General features: G+C 60.8%; 18 protein-coding genes. All 18 read right to left on the bottom strand.

All coding sequences use genetic code 11. The annotated features are described in order from the left end of the window. Nucleotides 1-27: 27 nt before the first annotated feature. The 18 genes from ATI14_RS16515 to ATI14_RS16430 all read right to left on the bottom strand — a co-directional run bounded on the left by ATI14_RS16515 (nucleotide 28) and on the right by ATI14_RS16430 (nucleotide 19,652). On the bottom strand, nucleotides 28-1,746 hold the full coding sequence (locus ATI14_RS16515) for a fused response regulator/phosphatase (RefSeq protein WP_016972022.1): 1,719 nt from the start codon (nucleotides 1,744-1,746) through the stop codon (nucleotides 28-30). After that, complete coding sequence (locus tag ATI14_RS16510; RefSeq protein WP_016972023.1) at nucleotides 1,743-2,048, bottom strand: STAS domain-containing protein; 306 nt, start codon at nucleotides 2,046-2,048, stop codon at nucleotides 1,743-1,745. The genes ATI14_RS16515 and ATI14_RS16510 overlap by 4 nt, the downstream gene beginning before the upstream one ends. 131 nt (nucleotides 2,049-2,179) lie before the next feature. Then, nucleotides 2,180-2,629: a flagellar export protein FliJ gene (gene fliJ, locus ATI14_RS16505; RefSeq protein ID WP_016972024.1), complete on the bottom strand. Its 450-nt coding sequence runs from the start codon at nucleotides 2,627-2,629 to the stop codon at nucleotides 2,180-2,182. 3 nt (nucleotides 2,630-2,632) lie between these two features. Further along, nucleotides 2,633-3,991, bottom strand: coding sequence for a flagellar protein export ATPase FliI (fliI, locus tag ATI14_RS16500; RefSeq protein ID WP_016972025.1), 1,359 nt, complete (start codon nucleotides 3,989-3,991; stop codon nucleotides 2,633-2,635). Beyond that, nucleotides 3,981-4,745: a flagellar assembly protein FliH gene (fliH, locus tag ATI14_RS16495; protein WP_016972026.1), complete on the bottom strand. Its 765-nt coding sequence runs from the start codon at nucleotides 4,743-4,745 to the stop codon at nucleotides 3,981-3,983. Before fliH ends, fliI begins: the two co-directional genes overlap by 11 nt. A gap of 10 nt (nucleotides 4,746-4,755) precedes the next feature. After that, complete coding sequence (gene fliG, locus ATI14_RS16490) at nucleotides 4,756-5,775, bottom strand: flagellar motor switch protein FliG (protein WP_016972027.1); 1,020 nt, start codon at nucleotides 5,773-5,775, stop codon at nucleotides 4,756-4,758. Further along, entirely contained in the window at nucleotides 5,768-7,543 is a 1,776-nt protein-coding gene (fliF, locus tag ATI14_RS16485) for a flagellar basal-body MS-ring/collar protein FliF (protein ID WP_016972028.1), read from the bottom strand. The genes fliG and fliF overlap by 8 nt, the downstream gene beginning before the upstream one ends. A 16-nt stretch (nucleotides 7,544-7,559) precedes the next feature. Next, a complete protein-coding gene (gene fliE, locus ATI14_RS16480; RefSeq protein WP_016972029.1) occupies nucleotides 7,560-7,889 on the bottom strand; it encodes a flagellar hook-basal body complex protein FliE in 330 nt (109 codons plus the stop codon). 131 nt (nucleotides 7,890-8,020) lie between these two features. Further along, nucleotides 8,021-9,403: a sigma-54-dependent transcriptional regulator gene (locus tag ATI14_RS16475; protein WP_026083264.1), complete on the bottom strand. Its 1,383-nt coding sequence runs from the start codon at nucleotides 9,401-9,403 to the stop codon at nucleotides 8,021-8,023. 7 nt (nucleotides 9,404-9,410) lie between these two features. Next, the gene (locus tag ATI14_RS16470) at nucleotides 9,411-10,622 is read right to left on the bottom strand and encodes a sensor histidine kinase (protein WP_032807124.1); all 1,212 of its coding nucleotides are present in this window, start codon (nucleotides 10,620-10,622) and stop codon (nucleotides 9,411-9,413) included. Between the two features lie 110 nt (nucleotides 10,623-10,732). Next, nucleotides 10,733-12,208: a sigma-54 dependent transcriptional regulator gene (locus ATI14_RS16465; protein ID WP_016972032.1), complete on the bottom strand. Its 1,476-nt coding sequence runs from the start codon at nucleotides 12,206-12,208 to the stop codon at nucleotides 10,733-10,735. Between the two features lie 170 nt (nucleotides 12,209-12,378). Beyond that, nucleotides 12,379-12,675, bottom strand: a complete 297-nt coding sequence (gene fliT / locus ATI14_RS16460) for a flagellar protein FliT (protein ID WP_016972033.1) — start codon at nucleotides 12,673-12,675, stop codon at nucleotides 12,379-12,381. 23 nt (nucleotides 12,676-12,698) lie between these two features. Next, nucleotides 12,699-13,088 carry a flagellar export chaperone FliS gene (gene fliS / locus ATI14_RS16455; RefSeq protein ID WP_016972034.1) on the bottom strand — a complete coding sequence of 130 codons (390 nt, stop codon included), beginning with the start codon at nucleotides 13,086-13,088 and terminating at the stop codon, nucleotides 12,699-12,701. A 137-nt stretch (nucleotides 13,089-13,225) separates the two neighbouring features. Continuing rightward, entirely contained in the window at nucleotides 13,226-14,635 is a 1,410-nt protein-coding gene (fliD, locus tag ATI14_RS16450; protein WP_016972035.1) for a flagellar filament capping protein FliD, read from the bottom strand. Nucleotides 14,636-14,715: 80 nt separating this feature from the next. Next, nucleotides 14,716-15,075: a flagellar protein FlaG gene (locus ATI14_RS16445; protein ID WP_016972036.1), complete on the bottom strand. Its 360-nt coding sequence runs from the start codon at nucleotides 15,073-15,075 to the stop codon at nucleotides 14,716-14,718. 75 nt (nucleotides 15,076-15,150) lie between these two features. Further along, nucleotides 15,151-16,596 (bottom strand): flagellin N-terminal helical domain-containing protein, encoded by a 1,446-nt coding sequence (locus tag ATI14_RS16440; RefSeq protein WP_016972037.1) that lies wholly within the window; start codon nucleotides 16,594-16,596, stop codon nucleotides 15,151-15,153. 265 nt (nucleotides 16,597-16,861) lie between these two features. Continuing rightward, the gene (locus tag ATI14_RS16435; RefSeq protein ID WP_016971814.1) at nucleotides 16,862-17,791 is read right to left on the bottom strand and encodes a ketoacyl-ACP synthase III; all 930 of its coding nucleotides are present in this window, start codon (nucleotides 17,789-17,791) and stop codon (nucleotides 16,862-16,864) included. Between the two features lie 277 nt (nucleotides 17,792-18,068). Continuing rightward, the gene (locus tag ATI14_RS16430) at nucleotides 18,069-19,652 is read right to left on the bottom strand and encodes a flagellar hook-associated protein 3 (protein WP_016971815.1); all 1,584 of its coding nucleotides are present in this window, start codon (nucleotides 19,650-19,652) and stop codon (nucleotides 18,069-18,071) included. Nucleotides 19,653-19,660: the final 8 nt, after the last annotated feature.

The following is a 19,660-nucleotide window of genomic DNA, read 5'->3' as shown; positions in this document are numbered from 1 at the left end:
CTCGCTCCTTGATCAAGAATCGGCGGATTATGCCAGAGCCCCCCAGCAAAACTCCACGCACACACTGCGCCCGCCATCGGACCAGCGTACATCGCTGCTCAATTGACGCACCAGGCTCAGGCCCCGGCCAGACAGACGGTCAACATCCAGCGGTCGCGCCAGCACCTGTTCCACATCAAACCCCGGCCCGCTGTCTTCGATGCGCAAGGTCATCTTGCCGCCCGTGTCAGTCGGCACCACCTGCACATGCACGCGCACATAACCACTGTTCAACTGCGCCAACCGTTCATTGCGCTCGCGATAGTAGTGGGCAAACCCCTGGGCATCGCGCTTGAGCCTCGAATCCAGACACAGCACGCCATGTTCGAGGGCGTTGGAGTACAACTCGGCCATCACACTGTAAAGCGCCCCGCTCTGCGCACGCAGACCGTGGATCTCCAACAGCAGTTGCAGCAGATACGGCAGCGGGTTGTAACTTTTGAGGGTCTGGGCGCGAAATTCGAAACTCACTGACCAGTCCAGCGGGCACGACTGGCCGCTGTCCGCATACAAAGGTTCGGCGGCGCGCAGCGGCTGACCGGGTTGCAGGGTGATTTCCACCATGCTCACATCGTCCCGCGCTTCGCCCCGAAACGCCGCCAACGCTTTCTCGATGTCTTCAAACAGCCGGTCAGGCTCGCGGTTGGCAGCGAATACCTGCTGCAAACGCTGGGCGCCGAAAAGCTGGTCATTGGCGTCTGCCGTGTCGAGCACACCATCGGAAAGCAGAAAAACCCGGTCGCCCAGGGCCATTGGCCAGACTTCGGTGCTGTCATCAAAGGTTTCCGCCGACAGCACACCCAGCGGCAAATGCCGTGACACCAACGCCGTGCGCTTACCCGTGGCGACTTCATGCACATACCCCTCGGGCATGCCGCCGTTCCACACCTCCACCACGCGCCGCTGGGCGCTCAGGCACAGCAGTGTGGCGCAACAAAACATGTCCACCGGCAGGATGCGCTTGAGCTTGACGTTCATCTCGCGCAGGGTCTGCGCCAGGCCGTAGCCCTTGGCGGTCATGCCGTAGAACACTTCCGCCAGCGGCATGGCGCCCACCGCCGCCGGCAAGCCGTGGCCGGTGAAGTCGCCGAGCAGCACATGCATGTCGCCCGACGGCGTGTAGGCCGCCAGCAGCAAGTCACCGTTGAACAGCGCATAGGGCGACTGCAGGTAGCGGATATTCGGCGCGGCGTTGATGCAGCCGGAGTGGGCAACCTTGTCAAAGACGGCCTTGGCCGCGCGCTGCTCGTGCAGCAGGTAATCGTGGTGCCGGGCGATCTGGTCGCGCTGCTGCAATACCGTGGCTTGCAGGCGGCGCAAACGGTCCATGGCGTTGATCTTTGCGGCCAGGATCAGCGGGTTGTAGGGCTTGGGCAGAAAGTCATCACCGCCCGCGTCCAGGCATTGCGCCAAAGCTTCGCTTTCACGCAAAGAAGTGAGAAAGATGATCGGCACCAGCGCTTCGCCCGCCAGTTGCTTGATCTGCCGCGCCGCTTCGAAACCGTCCATCACCGGCATCAGGGCGTCCATCAACACCAGTTGCGGGCGTTCGCGGGCGAACAGCTCGACAGCTTGCGCGCCATTGTTGGCAGTCAGCACCTCATGGCCCTGACGCCGGATGATGGTCGACAGCAACAGCAAATCCGCCGCGCTGTCTTCGGCGATCAGGATCGTCAGCGCTTCAAGGACAGGGGCCAGGGCGCTCAACTGATGTCGAACAGTTTGTCGAAGTTGGAGATGGCGAGGATCTTGCGTACATCGGAATTGCTGTTGACCACCTGCACTTCCGAGTCGTCGCCACCGGCGTGGTCACGCAGCAAAAGCAGCATGCCCAGGGCCGAGCTGTCCATGTAAGTGGTGTCTTTAAGGTCGACCACATACAGCTCGGGGACTTTATAGAACCGCTCGTAAGCGTCACGAAAGGTCTGGTGGCTACCGAAATCGAACCGGCCCTTGACCGCGATCGTCAACTTCTTCCCGTCCAGGGATACTTCTGACTCGACTGACATGCGACTGCTTCCTTGTCATTGGCAATATGAGACAAGGTTTAGCAGCTGTACCGGATCTGAGCAACACAGAGAATCAAATGTGGGAGCTGGCTTGTGTGGGAGCCAGCTCCCACAGTAGACCAGGCAGGTGATTAGTATTGGGATTGACGGGGCAGGCGCTGGGACAGCTCATCGAGCAATTTCTGCTCACGCTTGTCTTCAATCGCCCGCGCCTCATCAATATAGCGCTGCACCAGCTTGCGCAAACCCTCGACCCGGGCGAACGCCGCCTGCCAGCTTTCGCGGGCTTTATCGAGGTTGTTCTGGTGCCACGCCAGGCTCTGGCGCTGCTGGCCCACGGCGGTTTCCAGCTGGTTGAGAAACCCCTGATAACCCATCAGCCACTGGCCCGAGACACCTTTGCTGCCGCGCTCGATCCACTGCTGCTGGTATTCGCCGCGAAAGCGCTCAAGGTCGCCCAGCTTGCTCTCGGCCAGGCGCACTTGCCCCTGGAAATACCCCAGGCGTTGCACGGCGGTTTTCTCGGCCTTTTCGGCCATGTCCACCACGGGAGCCAGGCGAGAAGAACGGGTGCTGGCCATGGCTTAGCCGCCTGGCGCCGGGGCGAAGATCGAACCCAGGTGCGCTTCGCTTTCGCCCATGCTGATCTTGTCGTTGAGGCCTTGGCGCAAGTAGGTCACCAACTGCGGTTGCAGGGCAATCGCCAGGTCGGTTTCGCGGTCACCACCGGCCACATAGGCGCCGACGCTGATCAGGTCGCGGCTCTGCTGATAACGCGACCACAGCTGCTTGAAATGCTGCGCTCTGGCCATGTGTTCCGGCGTGACCACTGCCGGCATCACCCGGCTGATGGACGCTTCGATGTCGATGGCCGGGTAGTGCCCTTCTTCGGCCAGGCGCCGCGACAGCACGATGTGGCCGTCGAGCACGCCCCGCGCCGAATCGGCAATCGGGTCCTGCTGGTCATCGCCTTCGGACAACACGGTGTAAAACGCGGTGATCGAGCCCCCGCCCGCCTCGGCATTACCGGCGCGCTCCACCAGTTTCGGCAGTTTGGCGAACACTGACGGCGGATACCCCTTGGTCGCCGGCGGCTCGCCGATGGCCAGGGCGATTTCCCGCTGGGCCTGGGCGAAACGCGTCAGCGAGTCCATCAGCAACAGGACATTTTTGCCCTTGTCGCGAAAATATTCGGCAATGCGCGTGCAATACATGGCCGCCCGCAAGCGCATCAGCGGCGCATCATCCGCCGGCGATGCCACCACGACCGAGCGCTTGAGGCCTTCCTCGCCAAGGCTGTGCTCGATGAATTCCTTCACCTCACGACCCCGCTCACCGATCAGCCCGACCACGATAATGTCGGCCTCGGTAAAGCGCGTCATCATGCCCAGCAACACCGATTTACCCACGCCGGTACCGGCGAACAGGCCCAGACGCTGGCCACGGCCGACCGTCAATAAACCGTTGATGCTGCGAATGCCCACGTCCAGCGGCACGCTGATGGGGTTGCGGTTGAGCGGGTTGATGGTCGGGCCGTCCATCGGCACCCAGTCTTCGGCCTTCATGCCGCCCTTGCCGTCCAGCGCGCGACCGGCGCCGTCGAGTACGCGGCCAAGCATGCTCATGCCCATCGGCAAGCGGCCGGTGTCGGCCAAAGGCACCACGCGCGCACCGGGGGCAATGCCCGCCAGGCTGCCCACGGGCATCAGGAAAATCTTGCTGCCGGAAAAGCCCATCACCTCGGCTTCAACCTGCACCGGGTGGTAGCTGTCGTCGTTGATCACCAGGCAGCGGCTGCCCATGGCGGCGCGCAAGCCTTCAGCTTCGAGGGTCAGGCCGACCATGCGCAACAGGCGCCCTTCGAGAATCGGCTGGCCGGGCAACTCGGTGGCCTCGGCATAACCGCCCAGGCGCTTGGCGAAGCTGGTGCGGTCAAGGCGCATCGGGGGCGTCCAGGTCAACGCTCAGGTCAGGCTCGGCCGGGTGCAAAGCCTGCTCGTGAAGTTGATCGAAGAGTTTGGCCATGATCTGGCTGATGCGGGTTTCCACCGTGGCATCGATGCGGCTGTGCTCGGTTTCGACGCGGCAACCGCCGGGCTGCAGGTTCGCGTCTTCGACAATGCGCCAGGTTTCTTCATGACGCTCGCGCAGGGCTTTGACCTGCTCGAAGTCCTGCGGGTTGATGTACAACCGCACATTGCCGACGCCCAGGGGCAGCAGCTTGAGCGCCTCGCGCATCACGCTTTCGATGTGGCTGGAGTCGAGCACCAGTTCGCGCTGAATCACCTGGCGGGCGATGTGTTCCACCAGACCGACCATGGCTTTCTCGATCTGCGAATCCTGCTCGGCAATCGGGTTGAACAGCGTGCCCATCAAGCGTTCCAGGCTGGTGAGCTTGACGCTCAGCGCCTCCTCGGCTTCCTGGCGAACTTTCAGGGTGGTGCTGCGAAAACCGTCTTTTTCACCCGCCGCGAAGCCTTCGTTATAGGCCTCCTGGCGGATGGCTTCGAGTTCTTCGAGGGTCAGCGGCTGGACTTCATCCAGCGGCACTTCTTCCATTTCCACCGGCGTTTCAATCACCGGCTCCGGCTCAGGCTCCGGCACATGGGGGTCGAAGCTGGGCAACGACCAGATGTCGAACCCGCCGACATCCCGCGCGCGAATCAGATCGCTGGGCGCCTCATCTTTGTTCGACATGGGGCGCGCCTTAGATCATTTCTTCGCCGCCCTTCCCGCCGAGAACGATTTCTCCGGCTTCGGCCATACGGCGGGCAATGGTGAGGATTTCCTTCTGGGCGGTTTCCACGTCGCTGACGCGCACCGGGCCCTTGGCTTCGAGGTCGTCGCGCAACAGCTCGGAAGCCCGCTTGGACATGTTCTTGAAGATCTTCTCTTTGACGTTCTCGTCCGAACCCTTGAGGGCCAGCACCAGCACGTCGGAGGACACTTCGCGCAACAGCGCCTGGATGCCACGGTCGTCGACATCGGAGAGGTTGTTGAACACGAACATGAGGTCTTCGATCTGAGTGGACAGGGTGTCGTCGATCTCGCGGATCGAGTCCATCAACTGGCCTTCGACCGAGCTGTCGAGGAAGTTCATGATGTCGGCCGCACGCTTGATGCCACCCAGGGTGGTACGCGAAGCGTTCGAATTGCCGGAGAACTGTTTCTCCAGAATCGTGTTGAGTTCTTTGAGCGCCGCCGGCTGCACAGTATTCAGCGACGACACGCGCAGGATGATGTCCAGGCGCACTTTATGGTCGAAGTGGCCGAGCACTTCACCGGCCTGGTCGGGGTCCAGATACGCCACCACGATCGCCTGGATCTGCGGGTGCTCGTAGCGGATCACGTCGGCGACCGCGCGCGGTTCCATCCATTTCAGACTGTCGAGGCCACTGGTGTTGCCGCCCAGCAGGATACGGTCGATCAGGCCATTGGCCTTGTCTTCACCCAGGGCCGAGGTGAGCATCTTGCGGATGTAGCTGTCGGAGCCGACGCCGAGGCTGGTCTGGTCGCCGACGATCTCGACGAACTCGCTCATCACCTGCTCGACTTGCTCGCGGTGCACATTGCGCATTTGCGCCATGGCCACGCCCACGCGCTGAACCTCTTTGGGGCCCATGTGGCGCAGCACTTGGGCGGCGTCGGTTTCACCCAGGGACAGCAGCAATACAGCGGCTTTGTCGACCTTGGTGAGCTTGGCAACGGCGGCTCGATTATCACTCATCTGCGTTGATCCACTCTTTCACGACCTGAGCCACACGGCCCGGGTCTTCTGCTACCAGACTCTTGATTGCGTTCAGCTGAGCGTCGTAGCCTTCGCTCGGGCTTGGCAACAGAATACTTTGCGGGCCACCGAGGCTGACGCGGTCGTTGGCCAGTTCGCCGTCCAGGCCGCCCATGCCACCCAACTCGACATCGCCACCGGCCAGGGCCAGCTGTTTTTTGCCATGGCCGGTGATGTTGTTGAGCACTGGGCGCAGCACGCCGAACACCAGCACCAGGATGAACAACACACCCAGCACTTGCTTGACGATGTCCCAGAACCACGGCTGGGTGTAGAACGCCGGGTCGGCGATCACTTCGCCGCGCTCGGCGGAGAACGGCATGTTGATCACGCTGACGCTGTCGCCACGGCTGGCGTCGAAACCGACGGCGTCCTGCACCAGGCGGGTGAAGCGTGCCAATTCATCGGCGCTCCATGGCGCACGGGTGACGGCGCCGTCAGCCGGGTTGACCTTGACCTGATCATCGACCACCACCGACACCGACAGGCGATTGATTTTGCCCTGCTGCTGCTTGGTGTGGCTGATGGAACGGTCGAGTTCGAAGTTCTTGGTGGACTGGTTACGCTTGTCCGCCGGGTACGGCGCGAGCATCGGCTGGCCGGTGGCCGGGTCCATGATCTGCTGGCCGTTGGCGTCCAGCAGTGGCTGGCCCGGCTGGATAGCCCCGGCGGTCGCGGCAGCGCCACCGGTGGTTTGCGGCGCAGAAGCCGGCGCGGGTGGCTGGTTGCTCAAGGCACCCGGCACACCTTGCGGGCCATTGCTGGCGGTGCGTTGTTCGCTGGTCGACTGCTCGCTGCGCAGGGCGGGCTGGTCGGGGTTGAACTGTTCGGAGGTCGACTCCACCGCGCTGAAGTCCACGTCGGCGGACACTTCGGCCTTGTAGCGGTCATTGCCCAACACCGGTTGCAGGATGTTGTGCACGCGCTGGGTCAGCATGCTTTCCATGCGACGGCTGTAGTCGAACTGCTTGCCGGCCTGGGTCAATGCGGAGTTTTCGGCCTGGTCGGACAGCAGGTTGCCCTTCTGGTCGACCACGGTGATTTGCGACTTGCTCAATTCGGGAACGCTGGTGGCCACCAGGTTGATGATCGCCAGCACCTGGCCAGGCTCCAGGGAGCGGCCGGCAAACAGTTCGACCAGCACCGAGGCGCTTGGCTTGCGTTCATCGCGCACAAACACTGAGCTTTTAGGGATCGCCAGGTGCACACGGGCGCCCTTGACGTTGTTCAAGCTGGAAATGGTGCGCGCCAGTTCGCCTTCCAGGCCACGGCGGTAGCGCGTGGCTTCCATGAACTGGCTGGTGCCCAGGCCCTGGTCCTTGTCGAGGATTTCAAAACCAATGTTCGCGTCAGACGGTGTCACACCGGCGGCGGCGAGTTTCATGCGCGCACGGGCCACGTCGTCCGCCTTGACCAGCAGTGCGCCGGAGTTGGGCTCCACGGTGTAGGCGATGTCGGCGGCGGCCAGGGTTTCCATGATCGCCTTGGAATCCATGCCGGCCAGGCTGCCGTACAACGGGCGGTAATCCGGTTGTTGCGACCACAACACCACGGCAAAACCAATCGCCACGCTCGCCGCCAGCCCGACCATCAGGCCGACCTGACGCAACATGGTCATTTCCGAAAGGTTTTCCAGGAACGACAGGCCAAACAGCGGCGGCTTGCCGTCTGCCTTGGCGGGTGCGTTGTCCACGACTGCTTCTGCCATGACTTAAATCTCGTCCTTAAACCGGCATCTGCATGATGTCTTGATAAGCCTGAACCAGCTTGTTGCGTACCTGGGTCAAGGCCTGGAAGGAAACGCTGGCCTTTTGCGAAGCGACCATCACATCGGTGAGGTCCACGCCGCTTTTGCCGATTTCGAAGGCGGTCGCCAACTGGTTGGAGGCCTGCTGGGTATCACTGACTTTGTTGATTGCCTGACCTAGCATGTCGGCAAAACTGCTTTGGCCCAATTCCGGCGCTGGCGCGACGGATTTCGGTTGAGCCATGGCATCCATTTGCATGGAGCGCATATCCAACATCAACCGATTGAACTCAATACCCTGGCTCATGACCTTCTCTCTCCGACGACCCGCAATTTTTTGACACTACGCAGCGGTTACTGGGGGTAGTAGCAACAAGGGTGCCAGCTCCGTGGCAGCTTGTAAGAAAAGGCGACAAACCCTGTCGGCTTGGATATTTCTCAGGTGGCGAACAGGTAGGCTTCCACGTCCATCCCGGCATCACGCATCTGCGCCAGCTTGTAGCGCAAGGTGCGCGGGCTGATGCCCAGGCGCTCGGCGGCCTCTTTGCGGCGGCCGCGCTCGGCGCGCAGGGTGTCGATAATCATCTGGAATTCGCGGCGACGCAGGTCATCGCCCAGCCCGCCGGCAGGCTCGGTTTCGGTGACGGCCGGCGCCGGCGCTGGGGCCAGGCTCGGCAACGGCGCAGCGCTGGTACCCATCGCCAGACAGAAGTCTTGCGGCTGAATCAGCCCGCCCTGCTGCAAAATCAGCGCGCGCTGGATCGCGTTGTCCAATTCGCGCACGTTACCGGGCCATGGGTAGCCGATCAGGCACGCTTGTGCCTCGGCCGACAACCGCGCCTGGGCGTGCTTCATTTTTTTGACGTGGTTGTTCAGCAGGCGCTCGGCCAGCGGAATAATGTCCGCTGGGCGCTCGCGCAAGGGGCGCCACGCCAGCGGAAACACCGAAAGACGGTAAAACAAATCTTCACGGAAGCGCCCCGCCGCCACTTCACCCGCCAAGTCACGGTTGGTGGTGGCAACCACGCGGATATCCAGCTGGATCGGCTTGCGCGCGCCAACGCGCTCCACTTCACGCTCCTGCAATACCCGCAGCAGCTTGGCTTGCAGGCCCAGAGGCATTTCTGAAATTTCATCGAGCAGAATGGTGCCGCCGTCGGCCTGTTCGAACTTGCCGGCCTGGGCCGCGATGGCGCCAGTGAACGAGCCCTTTTCGTGGCCGAACAGTGTGGCCTCGAGCATGTTGTCGGGAATGGCCGCGCAGTTGATCGCAATGAACGGCTGTTTGGCGCGGCTCGATTGCTGATGGATATAACGCGCCAGCACTTCCTTGCCGGTGCCTGACTCGCCGGAGATCAACACCGTGGAATCGCTGCGCGCCACCCGGGCGGCCAGTTCCAGCAATTGTGCGCTGGCCGGCTCGAAAGCGATCGGGCCTTCGCCATCGGCGGCCGGGCTCACGCCGAGGGCATGCCGGGCGACCAATTCAATCAAGGCTTTGGGTTCGAACGGCTTGACCAGGTAATCCGCCGCGCCCTGGCGCATGGCGTCGACCGCACGCTCCACGGCGCCGTGGGCAGTCATCAGCAATACGGGCAATTGTGGCTGGCGCGCGCGCAGCAGGCCGAGCAATTGGTGGCCGTCCATGCCGGGCATGTTCACGTCGCTGACCACCAGGCTGAACGCCTCTTGCTCAACGGCCTCCAAGGCCTCTTCGGCAGAACCGACCGCCCGGTAGTCATGGCCCGCCAACAGCAGCGTGTCAGCCAATGCTTCACGCAGGGCGCGGTCGTCTTCAACCAATAGAACCTTGATAGCCATCATTCCTTTACTCCGCGCTCGCCGCGCTTGAAAACAGCGGCAAGGTCATCAATGCACAGGTGCCACGCCCCAACCGGGAACGCAGTCGCAATTCTCCCTGATGGGCGCGTGCCACTGCCTTGACCACGGTCAGGCCCAGGCCGGTCCCGTTGGTTTTGGTGGTGAAAAACGGTTCGCCCAGGCGCTGCAGCACCACGGGGTCAATGCCGGCGCCACGGTCGCTGATACACAGGCGCAATGTTTGCCCGCGGGCATACAGGTGCACTTTCAGGCGCGCGCCGGGGCCACTGGCCTGGGTGGCGTTTTCGATCAGGTTGAGCAAGGCGCCGACCAGGGTGTCGCGGTTGCACAGCAACTCGCCGTGGTGGCTGTCGCACTGCCAACGCAGTTGAGCGTCCTGCACATGGGTGGCGGCCGCCGCTTGCAGCGACTGCATCAGCGCCGCCGGCGTCACGCGGTCGGTCAGCGGCAGTTCGCCACGGGCAAACACCAGCATGTCACGCACCTGGTGCTCCAACTCATGCAGGCGCTCCTTGAGACGGCCAGCAAACCGTTGGTGGGTGGCGGCCGGCAATTGCTCATCAGTCAAATGACTGGCGTAGATCAACGCGGCCGACAGCGGCGTGCGGATCTGATGCGCCAAAGAAGCGACCATCCGCCCCAGCGACGACAAGCGTTCATGGCGCGCCAGTTGGTCTTGCAAGTGACGGGTTTCAGTCAGGTCGTTGAGCAGCACCAACTGGCCGGGCTCGGCGTCGAGGGAGCGGGTGGCGATGGACAGGCGGCGCCCGTCCTTCAGGGAGATTTCGTGGCCGTCGTCTTCACGCGGGGCGAAGCAGCGGGTGATGACTTCACGCCACAGTTCGCCTTCGAGCGGCAGGCCGAGCATGTCGATGGCGGCCGGGTTGGCTTCGCGCACGCGGCCATGGTCGTCGATCACGATCACACCGCCAGGCAGCAGCGACAGCAGGTTTTGCAGGCGGTTGGCCAAGCGCTCCTTTTCCGCCAGCTCTTCCATTCGCTGGGCACTGACCACCGCCAGTTCGCCTTTAAGCTCGGAAACCCGGGCCTCCAGCAAGCTGTAGGAGTCAGTCAATTGGCTCGACATCTGGTTGAACAGAGAAAAAGCCTGCTCAAGACCTTGTCGGCTTTGTTGCTCTACAGAAGGGAGTAGCCCCGCGAGATCGGGGGCTGAAGCGTGTTGGGCGGCGTGGGGCATCATGCTCTCTCGCTTGGCTGACCGTCAGTTAAACGGAACGTTGCGAGGGCTGTAGCAATACCCGTGCCGAAAAAAAACCGCTGAGTAATCAGCGGTTTGTATTTCAGGCGTCAATCATCTGTCTGTTCATCGCCTTCGCGGCGGCTCATTCCGTACTTGCGCATCTTCTCCACCAGGGTGGTTCGGCGGATGCGCAGGCGCTCGGCGGCACGGGCGACGATACCATTGGCATCATCCAGGGCTTGCTGGATCAGGCCCTGCTCGAGGTTGCCCAGGTAGTCCTTGAGGTCGAGGCCTTCGGGCGGCAGCATTGCGGTGGAACCGAAGTCCGGCGTATGGCCGTTGATGGCCACGCGCTCTTCCATGTCGCTGCGGATGCTGTCGACCATTTGCTCGTCTTCGTCGTCGACGTAGCGGAATTTCTTCGGCAACTCGACCACGCCGATCACACCATAGGGATGCATGATCGCCATGCGTTCCACCAGGTTGGCCAGCTCGCGAACGTTGCCCGGCCAGCCGTGGCGGCACAACGACATGATGGCGGCAGAATTGAAGCGGATCGAGCCGCGCTTTTCGTGCTCCATGCGCGAAATCAGCTCGTTCATCAGCAGCGGAATGTCTTCCACACGCTCACGCAACGGCGCCATTTCGATCGGGAATACGTTGAGGCGGTAGTACAGGTCTTCGCGGAAGCTGCCGACCTCGATCATGCTTTCAAGGTTTTTGTGCGTGGCCGCGATAATGCGCACATCGACGCTCTGGGTTTTGTTGCTGCCCACGCGTTCGAAGGTGCGCTCCTGCAATACGCGCAGCAACTTGACCTGCATCGGCAGCGGCATGTCGCCGATTTCGTCGAGGAACAGGGTACCGCCGTTGGCCAGCTCGAAACGCCCGGCGCGGCTGGTGATGGCGCCGGTAAAGGCGCCCTTTTCGTGGCCGAACAGCTCACTCTCCAGCAACTCGGCGGGAATCGCCCCGCAGTTGACCGGCACGAAGGGCCCGTCGCGGCGCTTGGAATGGTAGTGCAGGTTGCGTGCAACCACTTCCTTGCCGGTGCCGGACTCGCCGAGGATCAGCACACTGGCGTCGGTATCGGCCACCTGCTGCATCATCTGGCGTACATGCTGAATCGCACGGCTGGTGCCGACGAGGCTGCGGAACAGGTTGGGTTCGCGGTGACGGCCGCGCTCGCGGGCCTGGTCGTACATCTCGCGATAGACCTGGGCACGGTGCAGGGAGTCGAGCAATTTGCTGTAGCTGGGCGGCATTTCCAGGGTGGAAAGTACCCGGCGGCGCTGGTCTTCAGGCAGGTCGACAGAAGAAATATCGCCCATCAGCAACACGGGAAGGAACTCATCCCAGGTTGAGAGTGTCTTTAACAGGCCCAGAACTGCGCCAGGAGCGTTTACCGTCCCGATCAGCACACAAATGACTTCACGGCTCGACGACAATGAGCTGACCGCCTGCTGCCAGTCATGGCTGCCGCAGGGCAAATTTTCTTCACCGAGAAAATTTAAAATGACCGCTAAATCGCGGCGGCGGACGCTATCGTCATCAATCAGCAGAATTTTGGTTTCACGCCACATGCAATAGCAACTTCCCTAGTTAACTCAAATGCCCTGAACTCGCGGGCAATCTAGATGGTTGTAGGCATTTTCTGCGTCACAACCGTCTGAAATCTGAAAACAGCACTAGTTAAGTCAAAAAATCGCTCGCAGTCAAATTTATGACGCGGGTTCGGATTAACTGCGCCCGTTCAGCTGAACAGATGGTAAACCTTTGACGCACTTTGCGCGCGATTGATCTGCGACATCTCTTCGAAAATCGCCTGGCGTTCGCCGGTCGTCACCTCAAGCAGTTGCTGGTAAACCTCCAGCAGGCTCTCCAGCTTTTCACGCAGCGCATCTTCGTCCACCGGCGCATTGTGCAGCGCCTCATCGATCACCGCACGGCAACCCAAATCCAGTTCACCGATGGCGTCCCAGTTGCGTGCCGCCAATGCGTCGACCAAGGCTTCGCGGGTCTCGTCAATCCGTTGCAGGGCGTGGCTCATGACATCATCCTCAGGCCAAAGGCCTACAGTGTTGCAATACCGTCCCAGCCTTCCTTGAGCGTAATCATCAGGCCGGCTACTTCGTCGATCATGGAGACATCGTTCTTGCTGTTGGCTTCCAGCAGGCGCGTGGTCATGTAGGCGTACAGGTTGTCCAGCTGCTGCAGCGCGGCCGGATCATCGGTTTTTTCCGGATTCAGGCCGTCACGCAGGCCGATCAGGATGTCGATCGCCTTGCCGAGCAGCAGGCCTTTTTGCGCGATATCGCCACGAGCCATGGCGCCCTTGGCCTGAGCCATGCGATCCAGCGCGCCTTCCATCAGCATCTGGACCAGACGGTGCGGGCTGGCCTCGGAGACTTGGGCATGGGAATTGACCTTCTGGTATTGGCGAAGGGCTCTCATGGGATTCATGTTTCTACCTCGTGACAGGCAACGACTAAATAGGATGGGCTATGAACATTATGTCGACGGGATCACACAAAACTTTAACCCGCCGATCATCTGAAGGCCGCGCCCGGTGAGGGATCACCGGGCGCCTTCAGCCGGGATCAACTGTCCGAAGACGACGACTTGTTCAGCGCGTTGAGCGTGCTCATGACACTGGAACGCTGGCTGGTGAGCTGGGCCACCAGGTTGTTCATCGTGGTGTACTTGGCGGTTAGGCTGGTGGTCAGGTCGGCCATGCGCTTGGTCAGGGTATCCTGCTGGGTTTGCAGGTCCTGCAGGGTAGCGGTAAGCGTTGACGAACGGGACGCAAGCACGCCCGTGCCGCTCAACGCATAACTGTCGGTCGCCGACTTCATACGCGCCAGCAAACCAGTATCACCGTTGAAAATACCGCCGATATCGGTGGGGTTGGTCGCCACAGCCGCACCGAATACCTTGTCGTCAATGCTGAGCTTGCCGGTTTTCTGGTCAGTGTTCACACCAAATTGGGCCAGGGACTTCAGGGTCCCGGTGCCGCCCAAGGCATTCAGCTCGCTGCGCAAGGCCGTCTGCAGGGTGCGTATGGTCGAGTCGCCCGTCAGCGCGGAAGGTGTCGTCGTACCGTCCGGGTTGGTGGTGACGGCCGTTTCAGTGTTCATGGCCGTGATCAGCGCGTTATACGTATCGACGAAGCCCTTGACCGAACTCTTGAGGGTATCGTTGTTGCGACTGACGGTGATGGTGGACGCGATCCGGTTCTTGCTGTTCGGGTCTGTATCACCGGCAGGCAAAGGCGACAGCGCCGTGAGCTTGATGCTTACGCCACTGATTGCATCGGTCAGCGTGTTGCTCTTGGATTCCTGAGCCGTGCCGTCAATGGTGTATTTGGCATTCTGTGGAGGGTTACCCACTACCGAGGTGCCGACTTCCAGCCCGGAGTTGCCGCCGATGGTGATGTCGGTGCCGACGCCCGTGCTGGTCGATGTCAGCACCATCCGCGAACCCGTGGAGTCGGTCAGAATGTTGGCACTCAGGCCCGAGCTGCTGAGCTGCGCGTTGATCGAGTCACGCACCTGCTGCAGGGTTGCGCCCGGCGGAACGCTCACGCCGTAGCTCTGGCCCGATTGGGAGATGGTCAGGGAAGTCGCCGTAGTGCCAGCGTTGACGACCGTGGAAGCACCCGTTGCGAACGTCTTGGTGGAAACCTTCGAAGCCGTGGCCAGTTGATTGACCACCAGTTGGTAGCTGCCCGCAGAAGCGCCGGCGCCCAGGGTGACGCTCGATACGTTGGCGTCCGAGGTGGTCGCCGCCAGGCCGCCGATACTCGCGTCCTTGGACATGTTGTCCAGGGCGCCGCGGAACGCATCCAGAGCCGCCTGAATCTTGCCGATCGAGGAAAGCTGGGCACTCGATGTCTGCGTCTGCTTGTTGATCTGCGACTGCTTGGGCGCCTGTTCAGCACCCACCAGGGCCTTCACGATCGACTGGGTATCAATACCCGTGACGGGGCCGCTAACCGTAATACCACCCATGACTTTTCTCCTGATCCGGGGCTGGCGCTTTATTGACGAACGACGCCTCAAGCAGCTACAGCAACAAAATTCATGCCAGCTCAGACTTTGGCGTCAAACAGCACATTGCTGGCGTCGTGAAGGCTTTGTGCGAGTTTCAATGCGGTTTCCGACGGGATCTGGCGAATCACCTCACCACTGTCGGTCGCGATGACCTTGACCACCACCTGATGGGTGGAGTCATCGATCGAAAATTCCAGGTTGCGCTGGGCCGCCTGGACGAATTTGCGAATATCCGTGACCGCCTGTTCCAGGTCGGACGGTTTCGAGTCCTGCTTTGTCTGAACCGCGGCCGGTACAGGATCTACCTTGGCTTGCTGCGGGTCGTTGCTCACGGGTGCAGGAGCACTCTGCGGTGCCGCTGCTGGATAAGACAGGTTCAGCTTCACACTCATGTCCATGTCCAATCTCCTCATCACGCAAAAGACAAAAGGGCACGTAAACGCGCCCTTCCGTCAGTCATCTACCGATGGCTATTACTGAAGCAGCTTCAGTACAGCGGAAGGCAGTTGGTTGGCCTGGGACAGGATCGCAGTGGAAGCCTGTTGCAGGGTTTGTTGCTTGGTCAGCTGAGCAGTTTCAGCAGCGTAGTCAACGTCCTGGATCTGGCCGCGAGCGGCAGTGGAGTTGTCGGCAATGCTCTGCAGGTTGGCAACGGTGTTGTCGAAACGGTTTTGAACAGCACCCAGACCAGCACGTTGGGAGTCGATGTCGGAGATCGCTTGAGTGATCACGTCGATCGCGTTTTGCGCGGTGGCAGCAGTCGTTACGTCGGTGTTGTTGACGGTGGTTTTTGCGGAGTTTGCAGCGTTACCTGCCGCGAACACACCAGCCACACCCGGGCCGCTCAGCGAGTAGCTGGAGCTGGAGTTCAAGGACACGGCACCAGTGGCCTGCAAGGTAGTAGCGTTCAACGCGACAGCGTTGCTGTAGGTAGCGCCGTCACCAGCCAGGGAAGCAACCTTGATACCGGCCTGAGCGGTGGCATCGGCAGCACTGAAGGTCAGGTTCTCGCCGGTATCGGATTTGACCGACAGGCTTTGAGTCGACGAATCATAGTTAACACTGATGCCCAGTTTGGCAGCGTTGGATTTCAGTTGGTCAGCCAGGTCGGAAGTGCTGGTCACACCAGTGAACTGAACGGCGGCACCGCTACCAACTTGCAGCTTGAAGTTGGCGTTGGCAGGCGTGCCGGCAGCAATGGCTGTGGCGTCAACGCTGAACTTGACTGTAGTGCTGGCGCTAGCGCTCAGACCACCAACTGCGCCGTTCATTTTAGAAGCGATCGACTTGGCGGACTCGCCTGCACCAAGGGTAACACCAGTCGCCTGGCCACTACCGGTTACGGTGATCAAACCACCTACAGCACCCGTGGCGCTTGGATCCTGAGCTACGGACTTCAGCTGCTGCGAACCAATGTTGTTGGCTGCAACGTTACCGATGCTCATGTCGATGGTTTGGTTGGCGTTGGCGCCGACCTGGAACGAAGTGGTACCGAAAGAACCGTCCAGCAGGTTCTTGCCACCAAAGGTGGTGGTGGTTGCGATACGGGTCAATTCAGCCGTCAGAGCAGCGTATTGAGCCTGGTTCGACTTGCGGTCTTCAGCGCTTGGCGAGCCGTTGGCCGATTGCAGAGCCAGGGTACGCATGCTTTGCAGGATGTTGGTGGACTGCTGCATGGCGCCTTCAGCGGTCTGAGCAATGGAGCTACCGTCGTTGGCGTTTTTGATTGCAACGCCCAGGCCGTTGATCTGGCTGGTCAGACGGTTGGAGATTTGCAGGCCGGCCGCATCGTCTTTGGCGCTGTTGATACGCAGGCCGGAGGACAGACGCTGCATGGAGGTTTGCAGGGCGCCGGAAGCCTTGTTCAGGTTGTTCTGAACGGTCAAGGAAGCAAGGTTGGTGTTTACTGTTAAAGCCATGACGAAATCCTCGTGGGTGGTGTACTGCGGCTTCCGGCCCTGGCAACCGCCGGGTGTGGCCTAGAGAACCTTCGTAATAGTTATCGTCGTATAAGCCCGTTGCTTGAGGACTTTTTTGGTTTTTTTTACTGGCACCGCGCCACTCCTTGCAATTCAAGCATTTACGATAGCCCAACCCCCTACAAATGCTGGCTTTTCTGGCGCCAAATAAAAAACGCCCAGGCTTTTTCAAGCCTGGGCGTTTTTTATGCAGCCTATCAGGGTGTCACGGGCGATAGAGAATCGCCGAGCCCCACGACAGGCCTACACCAAATCCGCTGATTGCCACACGCTTCCAGTCGGCATCCATCATGTGCTTTTCCAGCAGCAGCGGAATGCTCGACGACACGGTGTTGCCGGTCTCGACCATGTCCTTGATGAACTTCTCCACCGGCGCCTCTTCGAAACGCCGCGCCACCGCATCGACAATCGCCGCACTGCCCTGGTGAATGCAAAACGCGTCTATTTCGTCGGCCTTGAGGTCAGACTCATTGAGCAGTTCGTGCAAATGCGCCGGCACTTTGAGCAAGGCAAAGTTGAACACCTGGCGGCCGTTCATGAAAAACACGCCGTCGGAGACTTTCAAATGCGGGGCGCCGGAGCCGTCGGTGCCGAATTTCGACTTGCCGAGCAACCACGGGGCGTCTTCGCCCATCCAAGTCGCGGTGGCGGCGTCGCCAAACAGCATGGTGGTGTTGCGGTCTTCCGGGTCGACGATCTTCGAATAGGGGTCGGCGGTGATCAGCAGGCCGTTTTTCAGGCCGGTGGCTTCCATGAAGCCCTTCATCGCATAGATGCCGTAGACGTAGCCCGAGCAGCCCAGGGAAATATCGAACGCCGCCACGTGGGTCGGCAGGCCCAGTTTGTCCTGAACGATGGCAGCCGTGTGCGGCAACCCCTCTTCGTCACCGTTCTGGGTCACGACGATCAGCGCGTCAATGGATTCGCGCTTCAGATCCGGGTTGTTGGCAAACAGGGTGTTGACCGCTTCGACACACAGGTCGGAGGTTTCCTGCGCAGCATCCTTGCGCGGCAGGAACGCCGAACCGATCTTGCCGATGATGAATTCTTCATCCTTGGCGAATTTGGCGCCCTGGGCGTAGTTATCGACCCCGTCTGCCGGCACGTAACTGGCGATGCTTTTTATGCCAATCATTGTGGCTTCCCAATACTAAATAGCTGGAGAACACCCCTCGGGCTACGCCGGGAGTGCTGACAATAAAGGGGATAACCCCATAAAAATCTCGCTGAAAGCGCCGCGCAAAGACCCGCTGACGACTTATCCTTTTCACACGATACAGTGAAGATGCGCTTTATGACTCACAGGTCACTCAATTTTGTGCGCTTTATGCAAAACCCGGCAACATTTGCGCCTGCCCGAAACGAGAACGGCCCACCCTGTTGCCAGGGTGGGCCGTCTGTTATTACACCGATCACATGCGGCTGAACAGGCTCAATTGGGAGATCTTCACAAAGGCCAGCTGCGAGGCCTGCAACATGGTTTGCTGCAATGTCAGGTCAATCGCCGCCTGGCCCATGTCGACGTTGGCCAGGGAGGTCATGGTCGAGGTATTGGCCAGGCCCAGGCTGGTGTTCTCCTGGCCCTGGATATCCAGGGCATTCTGACGCGCACCGATAGAACCGCGCACCTGGTCGATCTGCGCCGAAGCGTTGGCCAGGTTGGCGGTGGTGGTGTTCAGCACGTCCTTGAGGTTGTTCTTGGCAACCTGATCGCCATCCGCCGGCGTCAGCAGGATCTTGCGCAATTGGCCCAGAGTGTCCAGGGCATTCATGTTTTTGTTGCTGGTGGCGCCGACCGAAAATTGATCCCCGGCGCCCGGCGTACCGCTGATGCCAAACGTGACCCCGGCCGCCGTGATCGACGTTGCGCCGGCCGCGATGGTACCGCTGGCAATGGCTTTGCTGTCGGCACTGTAGGGCTGGGCGAACACCTGGTAATCGGTACCGCTGGTGAACTTGATGACCGCCCCCGCGTTGGGGAAGGTACTGGCGTAAGCCGTCTGATCGGTGACACTGCCGCCCGTCAATTGTGCGGTGGACGCATTGCTGGCCGTGCGCGACACACTGAAGCTGTCCGGCTTGCTTTCCAGGGTGAACGCCTTGCCCGCCACCAGCGCATCGGAAGGTGCGCCCGTTGCAACATCCGGCCCAAGGTTCAGCCTGATATCGAATTTGACCCCGCGCAGGTTGACGCTGGAGGCGCCCTCCTTGGTGGAGTCAAACGTGCCGTTGCCGGTGATTTCGGAGGTTACATCGTTACCGTCCTTGTCGGTCACGCTGTACTGGGTACTGCTGGAGAAAGTCAGCTTGTAGGGCTGGCCGTCGGCAAAACTCTTGGTGTAAGCGCTGCTTGAAGTCACCAGGCCCGCCGAGATCGAGACCTTGCCGTCGTTGACCGAAGGCGGCAACAGCGTGGCCTGGGTGCGGCCCGCGTTGGAGGAGCTTTCAAGCAAGGTCTTGCCGGTATCGCCGGCAGCAATCGACAGGTTGCTCGACACTTGCAGGCTCAACGGGGTTTCATCGCCCTGATAGCTGTAGGTGCCGTCATTGTTGCGGGTGTAAGGCGGCGTATCGGTCTTGGCCCCGGAGAACATGTAGTTGCCGCTGGAGTCCTTGGAGTTGAGCAAACCCAGCACCTGATCCTCCAGCGCGCCGACCTGGGCGGCAATCGCCTTGCGGTCGTCATTGCTCAACTGCAGGTTACCCGCCTGCAACGCCAGGCCCTGGGCAGTCTGCAACGCGGTGTTGATGCTCGACAGCACGCTTTCTTCGTTGGTCAACGAGTTCTGCAGGCTGGTGATGTTGCCGTTGTACTGGCCCAGCATGTCTTTTTGTTGCTGCAACAGCAGGAGCTGGGCGGCGGCGACGGGATCATCCGCCGCGGTCTGCACGCGTATGCCCGAGCTCGCTTGATCCTGAGCCTTGACCACACCCGAATAGTTGTCCTGATATTTGCTGGAGCTGGTGTCGAAATACTGCTGTGTAGAGATACGCATCGTTCCAG

Origin of the sequence: Pseudomonas tolaasii NCPPB 2192 (assembly GCF_002813445.1) — a bacterium.
Lineage (GTDB): Bacteria > Pseudomonadota > Gammaproteobacteria > Pseudomonadales > Pseudomonadaceae > Aquipseudomonas > Aquipseudomonas tolaasii.
The sequence above is the reverse complement of the archived record's forward strand: the minus strand, read 5'-3'. Positions and strand labels throughout refer to the sequence as shown.

What these genes read in the sequence shown, in the direction of transcription:
- ATI14_RS16510 (WP_016972023.1), bottom strand. Translation starts at nt 2,048, where the DNA reads ATGTCAGTCGAGTCAGAAGTATCCCTGGACGGGAAGAAGTTGACGATC.
- fliJ (WP_016972024.1), bottom strand. Translation starts at nt 2,629, where the DNA reads ATGGCCAGCACCCGTTCTTCTCGCCTGGCTCCCGTGGTGGACATGGCC.
- fliI (WP_016972025.1), bottom strand. Translation starts at nt 3,991, where the DNA reads ATGCGCCTTGACCGCACCAGCTTCGCCAAGCGCCTGGGCGGTTATGCC.
- fliH (WP_016972026.1), bottom strand. Translation starts at nt 4,745, where the DNA reads ATGTCGAACAAAGATGAGGCGCCCAGCGATCTGATTCGCGCGCGGGAT.
- fliG (WP_016972027.1), bottom strand. Translation starts at nt 5,775, where the DNA reads ATGAGTGATAATCGAGCCGCCGTTGCCAAGCTCACCAAGGTCGACAAA.
- fliF (WP_016972028.1), bottom strand. Translation starts at nt 7,543, where the DNA reads ATGGCAGAAGCAGTCGTGGACAACGCACCCGCCAAGGCAGACGGCAAG.
- fliE (WP_016972029.1), bottom strand. Translation starts at nt 7,889, where the DNA reads ATGAGCCAGGGTATTGAGTTCAATCGGTTGATGTTGGATATGCGCTCC.
- ATI14_RS16475 (WP_026083264.1), bottom strand. Translation starts at nt 9,403, where the DNA reads ATGGCTATCAAGGTTCTATTGGTTGAAGACGACCGCGCCCTGCGTGAA.
- ATI14_RS16470 (WP_032807124.1), bottom strand. Translation starts at nt 10,622, where the DNA reads ATGCCCCACGCCGCCCAACACGCTTCAGCCCCCGATCTCGCGGGGCTA.
- ATI14_RS16465 (WP_016972032.1), bottom strand. Translation starts at nt 12,208, where the DNA reads ATGTGGCGTGAAACCAAAATTCTGCTGATTGATGACGATAGCGTCCGC.
- fliT (WP_016972033.1), bottom strand. Translation starts at nt 12,675, where the DNA reads ATGAGCCACGCCCTGCAACGGATTGACGAGACCCGCGAAGCCTTGGTC.
- fliS (WP_016972034.1), bottom strand. Translation starts at nt 13,088, where the DNA reads ATGAATCCCATGAGAGCCCTTCGCCAATACCAGAAGGTCAATTCCCAT.
- fliD (WP_016972035.1), bottom strand. Translation starts at nt 14,635, where the DNA reads ATGGGTGGTATTACGGTTAGCGGCCCCGTCACGGGTATTGATACCCAG.
- ATI14_RS16445 (WP_016972036.1), bottom strand. Translation starts at nt 15,075, where the DNA reads ATGGACATGAGTGTGAAGCTGAACCTGTCTTATCCAGCAGCGGCACCG.
- ATI14_RS16440 (WP_016972037.1), bottom strand. Translation starts at nt 16,596, where the DNA reads ATGGCTTTAACAGTAAACACCAACCTTGCTTCCTTGACCGTTCAGAAC.
- ATI14_RS16435 (WP_016971814.1), bottom strand. Translation starts at nt 17,791, where the DNA reads ATGATTGGCATAAAAAGCATCGCCAGTTACGTGCCGGCAGACGGGGTC.
- ATI14_RS16430 (WP_016971815.1), bottom strand. Translation starts at nt 19,652, where the DNA reads ATGCGTATCTCTACACAGCAGTATTTCGACACCAGCTCCAGCAAATAT.